Origin of the sequence: Arsenicicoccus bolidensis DSM 15745 (genome assembly GCF_000426385.1) — a bacterium.
GTDB lineage: Bacteria > Actinomycetota > Actinomycetes > Actinomycetales > Dermatophilaceae > Arsenicicoccus > Arsenicicoccus bolidensis.
In genome coordinates this window covers 1-6,990 of sequence record NZ_AUFG01000074.1, presented here as the reverse complement: position 1 = coordinate 6,990, position 6,990 = coordinate 1, and the positions used below count along the sequence as shown (strand labels likewise).

The following is a 6,990-nucleotide window of genomic DNA, read 5'->3' as shown; positions in this document are numbered from 1 at the left end:
GACGACCGCGGTGACCGTGGTCCCCGTCGTGAGTTCAACCGCGACGACCGGCCCCAGCGTGGCGGTTTCAACCGTGACGACCGCGGCCCCCGTCGCTTCGAGCGCGACGACCGCAGCCGCACCTGGACCGACCGCGAGGAGCGCGAGGCGATGGGCCTGTCCGTCGACGTGCCGGCCGAGGCTGCGCCCGTCACGGTGGACACCGACAACGGCTTCGCCGCCCTCGGTCTGCCGGCCCCGCTCGTCGAGCGCCTGGCTCGCGACGGCATCACCACGCCGTTCCCGATCCAGCAGGCGACCATCCCCGACGCCCTCGCCGGGCGCGACGTCCTCGGCCGCGGCCAGACCGGCTCGGGCAAGACGCTGGGCTTCGGTCTGCCGCTCATCGCGACCCTCGCGGCCGGTGGCAAGGCCAAGCCGGGCGTCGTCCGCTCGGTGATCCTCGTGCCGACCCGCGAGCTGGCCCAGCAGGTCAGCGACGCGCTGCAGCCGCTGGTCCACGTGATGGGCCTGCGCCACAAGCTCGTCGCGGGCGGCATGCCCTACCCGCCGCAGATCATGGCGCTGGAGAAGGGCCTCGACGTCCTCGTCGCGACCCCGGGACGCCTCAAGGACCTCATCGACCGCGGCGCGGCCGACCTGTCCCAGGTCGAGGTGGCTGTCCTCGACGAGGCCGACCACATGGCCGAGATGGGCTTCCTGGAGGCGATCAGCGAGATCCTCGACCTGGTCCCGGCCGGCGGTCAGCGACTGCTGTTCTCCGCGACGCTGGACCGCGGGATCGACACGGTGGTCGAGCGCTACCTCACCGACCCCGTGACCCACGAGACCGACCCCGAGACCGCCTCGGTCGAGACCATGGACCACCACGTCCTGCTCATCGACCCGATGCACAAGAAGGTCATCACGGCCGAGGTCGCCAACCGCACCGGCCGCACCGTGGTCTTCGTGCGCACCAAGCTGGGCGCCGACCGCGTCGCCCTGCAGCTGCGCGAGCAGGGCGTGTTCGCGGCGGCTTTGCACGGTGGCCTCTCGCAGGTCCAGCGCAACCGCGTGCTCACCGGCTTCAAGGAGGGCACGCTGCCCGTCCTCGTCGCCACCGACGTCGCGGCCCGCGGCATCCACGTCGACGACGTCTCCGTGGTCCTGCAGGTCGACCCCCCGGCCGACCACAAGGACTACCTGCACCGCTCCGGCCGCACCGCGCGCGCCGGCGAGCGCGGCACCGTCGTGACCCTGGCGCTCCCGCACCAGCGTCGCCAGATGGAGCGCCTCGTCGAGCAGGCCGGCGTGGACGTCAAGCCGGTCCGCACGGCCCCCGGCGACCCGCTGCTCTACGACGGCGTGGGTGCCCGCACCCCGTCCGGGGAGGCCATCGAGGAGGGTCGCTACCGTCGCCTCGTCGAGGGTGAGCCCCGTCCGCAGCGCGGCCACAGCCGTGGCGGCGCGCGCTACCAGCCGCACGGTCGTCGCAACGAGCGCTCGTTCCGTGGCCGCGACGACCGTGGGGACCGCGGCGGTCGCGATGCCCGCGGCGGTCGTGACGACCGTGGTGGCCGTGACCGTTCGGCCCGTCGCTACGACGGCTGAGCACGCCGCCAGGCCCAGCGCCTGACCCCGGCAGCGGGCGTCACCCTCACGAGGGGTGGCGCCCGCTGCGGCATACGGCCGGTCCTGGCGGGCACAATGGGACGGTGCGTACCGAGGACCTGACCGGACGACTGCTCGTCGCCACCCCTGGGCTGGGGGAGGGGGTGTTCGAGCGGTGCGTGATGCTCGTGCTGCACCACGGCGACGAGGGTGCGCAGGCCGTCGTGCTCAACAAGCCGGTCGACGCGACCATCGACACGGTCCTGGACGGCTGGCAGGAGCACGTCCGCGAGCCCCAGGTGCTCTTTCAAGGCGGCCCCGTGCAGCTCGACTCGGCCCTCGGCGTGGTCGGGGTCGTCAACCCGGCCCTCGACGTCGACGGGGTCCAGCAGCTCTTTCCCGGCGTGGGGGTCGTCGACCTCGACACGCCCGCCGAGCAGGTCATGCCGCACCTGACCGGGGTCCGGATCTTTGCCGGGTATGCCGGATGGGTCGCCGGCCAGCTCGAGGGCGAGATCCGCAACGGCTCGTGGTACGTCGTGGACCGCCTCCCCGGCGACGTGTTCAGCGACGAGCCGGGCACCCTGTGGCGCCAGGTCCTGCGTCGCCAGCCGGGGCGGCTGGCCTTCGTCGGCCTCTACCCGGACGACGAGGACTACAACTGAGCCGCGGCCTAGGATGTCCCGCATGAGCCAGGGATACCCCGACATGCCGCCGGACCCGTTCGCGGACCCGGGCGGACCCTCGACGCAGACCGCCGTGCTGGAGCGCGAGGAGGTCGAGGAGCAGCTGCAGGAGCCGGGCGACCGCGAGCGCTTCGCCCACTACGTGCGCAAGGAGAAGATCCTGGAGAGCGCGATGACGGGGGAGCCGGTCATCGCCCTGTGCGGCAAGATCTGGGTCCCCGGGCGCGATCCCAAGAAGTTCCCGGTGTGCCCGATCTGCCAGGAGATCTACGACGGGTTGCGCAAGCCTCAGGACGGCGGCGAGTGATTTCACCCTTTTGACGGGTTTAGATCACTGCTAGTGATATTTGCTCGCGCAAGGCGCTACTCTGGTTGCGGGGTGTCACGGGGCGCCCTGCCGTCGTCGAAGGGAAATCACCATGCGTAACCTCGCCCGCACCGCTGCCGTCGTCACCGTCGCTGCCGTCGCCACCCTCGCCGGGGGCTCCGCCAACGCCGTCACCCTCAAGCTCGGCTCCCAGCCGGCCGACACCATCAAGATCGGCTCCGCGCCCTCCGGCGCCACCACGGTCGGCTCGGCCGACCGCGTCACGCTCAAGCTGGGCTGACCACCACGACCTCGTCGGCCCGCCACCCCGAACCGGGGTGGCGGGCCGATCTCGTGCCACCCACGGCTGTCAAGCACCCGTCGCCCGGCATGTTGCCCGGCGAAAACGTCTACCCTGCAGGACGCGATGAGTACCTCTGCTGCCGAACACCTGTCCCCAGCCTTTCCCGAGCGTGCAGCATGGGGAACGGCTGGCAAGCTGCGCGCCTGGCAGGCCGAGGCCCTCGAGGCCTACCTCACCGAACGCCCCCGTGACTTCCTGGCGGTGGCCACGCCTGGGGCCGGCAAGACGACATACGCGCTCCGGGTCGCGACCGAGCTGCTCCGACGCGGGGTGGTGCGCCGCATCACCGTCGTCGCACCGACCGAGCACCTCAAGGTGCAGTGGGCGGATGCCGCCGCGCGCGTCGGGATCCAGCTCGACCCGACCTTCACCAACGCCGCCGGCACCCACAACAAGGCCTTCGACGGCGTCGCCCTCACCTATGCGCAGGTGGCGTCCAAGCCGCTGCTGCACCGGGCCCGCACCGAGGCCGCGCCGACCCTGGTCATCCTCGACGAGATCCACCACGGCGGCGACAACAAGTCCTGGGGCGACGCCATCCGTGAGGCCTTCGAGCCCGCGGCGCGGCGCCTCGCCCTGACCGGCACGCCCTTCCGCTCGGACACGAGCCCCATCCCGTTCGTGCGCTACGAGGAGGGCCCGGACGGGATCCGTCGCTCCGCGTCGGACTACTCCTACGGCTACGCCGAGGCCCTGCGCGACGGCGTGGTGCGGCCGGTGCTGTTCATGGCCTACGGCGGGGCGATGCGCTGGCGCACCCGCGCCGGTGACGAGCTGGCCGCCCGGCTGGGCGAGCCGCTGACCAAGGACCTCACGGCCCACGCCTGGCGCACCGCGCTGTCGCCCGCGGGAGAGTGGATCCCGTCCGTGCTGCGGGCCGCCGACAAGCGCCTCACCGAGGTGCGCCGGCACGTGCCCGACGCCGGTGGCCTGGTCATCGCGACCAACCAGACCAACGCGCGCGCCTACGCCAAGATCCTGCACGAGCTGACCGGCGAGAAACCCACGGTCGTGCTGTCCGACGACGCTGGCGCCTCCAAGCGCATCGAGACCTACTCCCAGTCGACCGATCGCTGGCTCGTCGCGGTCCGCATGGTGTCCGAGGGGGTGGACGTCCCGCGGCTGGCGGTCGGCGTCTACGCCACCTCGACCTCGACCCCGCTGTTCTTCGCCCAGGCCGTCGGCCGGTTCGTGCGCGCCCGCAAGCGCGGCGAGGTGGCCTCGGTCTTCCTCCCGTCCGTGCCGCTCCTGCTCGAGCACGCCTCCCGCCTCGAGGACGAGCGCGACCACGCCCTCGACCGGCCCAAGAGGCCGGGCGAGGAGGAGCCGCTGTGGTCCGAGGAGGACGGGCTGCTCGAGGAGGCCAACCGGTCCGAGCAGGCGAGCGACGAGCTGGACCTGAAGTTCGAGGCCCTGGAGTCGGACGCGGAGTTCGACCACGTCCTGTTCGACGCCCAGCAGTTCGGCCTCGTGGCGGACGTGGGCTCGGAGGAGGAGGAGGGCTACCTCGGGCTCCCCGGCCTGCTCGAGCCCGACCAGATGGCGCACCTGCTGCGCGAGCGCCAGGACCGGCAGAAGCCCAACGCCCGCGCCAAGGAGCGGCACGAGGAGGTCTCGGCCCACCGCGCGCTGCAGGCCCAGCGCAAGGAGCTCAACAAGCTGGTCTCGGCCTATGCCCGCAAGACCGGGACCAAGCACGCCATCGTGCACTCCGAGCTGCGGCAGGTCTGTGGGGGTCCGGCGCTGGACCAGGCGTCCGGCGACCAGGTCACCGAGCGCATCGACAAGATCCGCAACTGGTTCGTCGGCCGCCGCTAGGTCGTCGGGCTCGCCAGGTCACTGGACCGCGGCGTCGACCAGGGGAGTGGTCCGGTGCGCCAGCCGGGTGGCCAGGGAGATCACCGTCGAGGTCCGTATGACGGAACCGCCCGCCGCCACGTCGTCGATCACGCGCTGCAGGTCCGCGTTGTCCCGGCCGACGATGCGGATCCAGATGTCCCCCGACCCGGTGATGGTGTGGGCCTCGAGCACCTCGGGGATCTGCTCGAGATGCTGCACGACGCGCTCGTGCCCGTGGTCCTGGCGGATCTCGAGCGTGGCGAAGGCCATCACGGGATAGCCCAGCGCGGCTGGGTCGACGTGAGGCTCGAAGGACGCGATGACGCCCCGCCGCTGCAGGCGGTCGAGCCGGGCCTGGACGGTGCCGCGCGCGACGCCGAGCTCCCTCGACGCGCCGAGCACCCCGATGTGCGGGTCCCGCGTGAAGGCGTGGATGAGCCTGCGGTCCAGGTCGTCGATGGCCATGGGACACATTGTCCACCCGTTCCTGGCCGACGGCATCATTCCTGACCACTTTGACCAGGTGGGAAGGACATGCTTGCCCGGGTGCCCGGCGGCCCTCACAGTTGGGCCTCATGACCGACACCACCTTGGACCTGACGCCGCAAGAGCGGGACGCCGACCTGGACCTCAACCAGCTCAAGCAGCTGGTCGGCCTCGTCGAGTACGACGAGGCGAGCGACCCCTTCCCCGTCACCGGGTGGGACGCCATCGTCTTCGTGGTGGGCAACGCCACCCAGACCGCGCACTACTACCAGTCCGCCTGGGGCATGACGCTGGAGGCCTACTCCGGGCCGGAGCACGGCAACCGCGACCACAAGTCCTTCGTCCTGCGATCGGGCTCGATCCGTTTCGTCATCAAGGGTGCCGTCAGCCCGGCCAGCCCGCTGATCGAGCACCACGCCAAGCACGGCGACGGCGTCGTCGACATCGCCCTCGAGGTCCCGGACGTGGACCGCTGCGTGGCCCAGGCCCGCCGGATGGGCGCCACCGTCATCGACGAGCCGCAGGACGTCACGGACGAGCACGGCACGCTGCGCTTCGCGTCGATCGCGACCTACGGCGAGACCCGTCACACCCTCGTCGACCGCTCGGGCTACTCCGGTCCGTACTGGCCCGGCTACGTCGAGCGCACCTCGACCTACCAGAAGCGTGAGGGCGCCCCGAAGCGCCTCTTCCAGGCGCTGGACCACATCGTCGGCAACGTCGAGCTCGGCAAGATGGACGAGTGGGTCGGCTTCTACAACAAGGTCATGGGTTTCGTGAACATGGCGGAGTTCATCGGTGACGACATCGCCACCGACTACTCCGCCCTCATGTCCAAGGTCGTCGCCAACGGCAACCACCGCGTGAAGTTCCCCCTCAACGAGCCGGCGATCGGCAAGAAGCGCTCGCAGATCGATGAGTATCTCGACTTCTACGGCGGCCCCGGCGCCCAGCACCTCGCGCTCGCGACCAACGACATCCTCCGCACCTACGACGAGCTGCTCGCCAACGGCGTCGAGTTCCTGTCGACCCCCGACTCGTACTACGAGGACCCCGAGCTGCGCGAGCGCATCGGCCAGGTCCGCGTCCCGATCGAGGAGCTGCAGCGTCGCGGCATCCTGGTCGACCGCGACGAGGACGGCTATCTCCTGCAGATCTTCACCCGCCCGCTCGGCGACCGGCCGACGGTGTTCTTCGAGCTGATCGAGCGCCACGGCTCGCTGGGCTTCGGCAAGGGCAACTTCCAGGCCCTGTTCACCGCCATCGAGCGCGAGCAGGAGCTGCGCGGCAACCTCTGACCATCCCGTATGCCGCCCGCCCGCCGCCTCGACCGAGACGGCGGGCGGCGCGCGTCCGGGCCAGGGGGTCTGAATGGGCGAGGTAGGTCGTTGAGAGGCGACAGATGGGGGTCATGGGGCTGCGAGAACCCCCATCTGTCGCCTCTCAACGTGGGGGAGCGCCTCTCAACGTGGGGGAGCGCCTCTCAACGTGGGGGAGCGCCTCTCAACGTGGGGGAGCTGGGGAGCCGGTCGCCCCGAGGAGCTCGGCCAGGGCCAGGACCCGCTCGTCTCCGGCCGGTGGTCCGGCGGGATCGGTGGCGAAGGCGGCCACGACCGTCGCGCCGGCCTCGCCCAGGGCCGTGATGCTGGCGCCGAGGTCTGCGGCGGAGGTGCCGTCCGGCACCGGCAGGAAGGCCACGACGTGCGGGCTCCCGGTCC

The 6,990-nt window shown here is 71.4% G+C and carries 8 protein-coding genes; 6 read left to right on the top strand and 2 right to left on the bottom strand.

The features are described 5' to 3' along the window. The 5 genes from K313_RS0119290 to K313_RS0119270 form a co-directional block, all read left to right on the top strand. Positions 1 to 1,590, top strand: a 1,590-nt coding sequence (locus K313_RS0119290; protein ID WP_029213004.1) for a DEAD/DEAH box helicase, incomplete at its 5' end; no start/stop codon positions are given. 104 nt (positions 1,591 to 1,694) lie between these two features. Then, positions 1,695 to 2,255: a YqgE/AlgH family protein gene (locus K313_RS0119285; RefSeq protein WP_029213003.1), complete on the top strand. Its 561-nt coding sequence runs from the start codon at positions 1,695 to 1,697 to the stop codon at positions 2,253 to 2,255. A 22-nt stretch (positions 2,256 to 2,277) separates the two neighbouring features. After that, positions 2,278 to 2,583: a DUF3039 domain-containing protein gene (locus tag K313_RS0119280; RefSeq protein ID WP_029213002.1), complete on the top strand. Its 306-nt coding sequence runs from the start codon at positions 2,278 to 2,280 to the stop codon at positions 2,581 to 2,583. Positions 2,584 to 2,695: 112 nt separating this feature from the next. Then, positions 2,696 to 2,884, top strand: coding sequence for a hypothetical protein (locus tag K313_RS0119275; RefSeq protein WP_029213001.1), 189 nt, complete (start codon positions 2,696 to 2,698; stop codon positions 2,882 to 2,884). 126 nt (positions 2,885 to 3,010) lie between these two features. Then, positions 3,011 to 4,765, top strand: a complete 1,755-nt coding sequence (locus K313_RS0119270) for a DEAD/DEAH box helicase (RefSeq protein ID WP_029213000.1) — start codon at positions 3,011 to 3,013, stop codon at positions 4,763 to 4,765. Between the two features lie 18 nt (positions 4,766 to 4,783). On the opposite strand, the gene K313_RS0119265 is transcribed toward K313_RS0119270, so the two are convergent. Further along, complete coding sequence (locus tag K313_RS0119265; RefSeq protein ID WP_029212999.1) at positions 4,784 to 5,251, bottom strand: Lrp/AsnC family transcriptional regulator; 468 nt, start codon at positions 5,249 to 5,251, stop codon at positions 4,784 to 4,786. 110 nt (positions 5,252 to 5,361) lie between these two features. Here K313_RS0119265 and hppD point away from each other — a divergent pair, with 110 nt between their 5' ends. Next, positions 5,362 to 6,570: a 4-hydroxyphenylpyruvate dioxygenase gene (gene hppD, locus K313_RS0119260; protein ID WP_029212998.1), complete on the top strand. Its 1,209-nt coding sequence runs from the start codon at positions 5,362 to 5,364 to the stop codon at positions 6,568 to 6,570. Positions 6,571 to 6,775: 205 nt separating this feature from the next. Here the strand turns inward: hppD and K313_RS24045 are convergent. Further along, a partial coding sequence (locus K313_RS24045; protein ID WP_034254600.1) for a hypothetical protein occupies positions 6,776 to 6,990 on the bottom strand: 215 nt, incomplete at its 5' end.

What these genes read in the sequence shown, in the direction of transcription:
- K313_RS0119280 (WP_029213002.1), top strand. Translation starts at nt 2,278, where the DNA reads ATGAGCCAGGGATACCCCGACATGCCGCCGGACCCGTTCGCGGACCCG.
- K313_RS0119275 (WP_029213001.1), top strand. Translation starts at nt 2,696, where the DNA reads ATGCGTAACCTCGCCCGCACCGCTGCCGTCGTCACCGTCGCTGCCGTC.
- K313_RS0119270 (WP_029213000.1), top strand. Translation starts at nt 3,011, where the DNA reads ATGAGTACCTCTGCTGCCGAACACCTGTCCCCAGCCTTTCCCGAGCGT.
- K313_RS0119265 (WP_029212999.1), bottom strand. Translation starts at nt 5,251, where the DNA reads ATGGCCATCGACGACCTGGACCGCAGGCTCATCCACGCCTTCACGCGG.
- hppD (WP_029212998.1), top strand. Translation starts at nt 5,362, where the DNA reads ATGACCGACACCACCTTGGACCTGACGCCGCAAGAGCGGGACGCCGAC.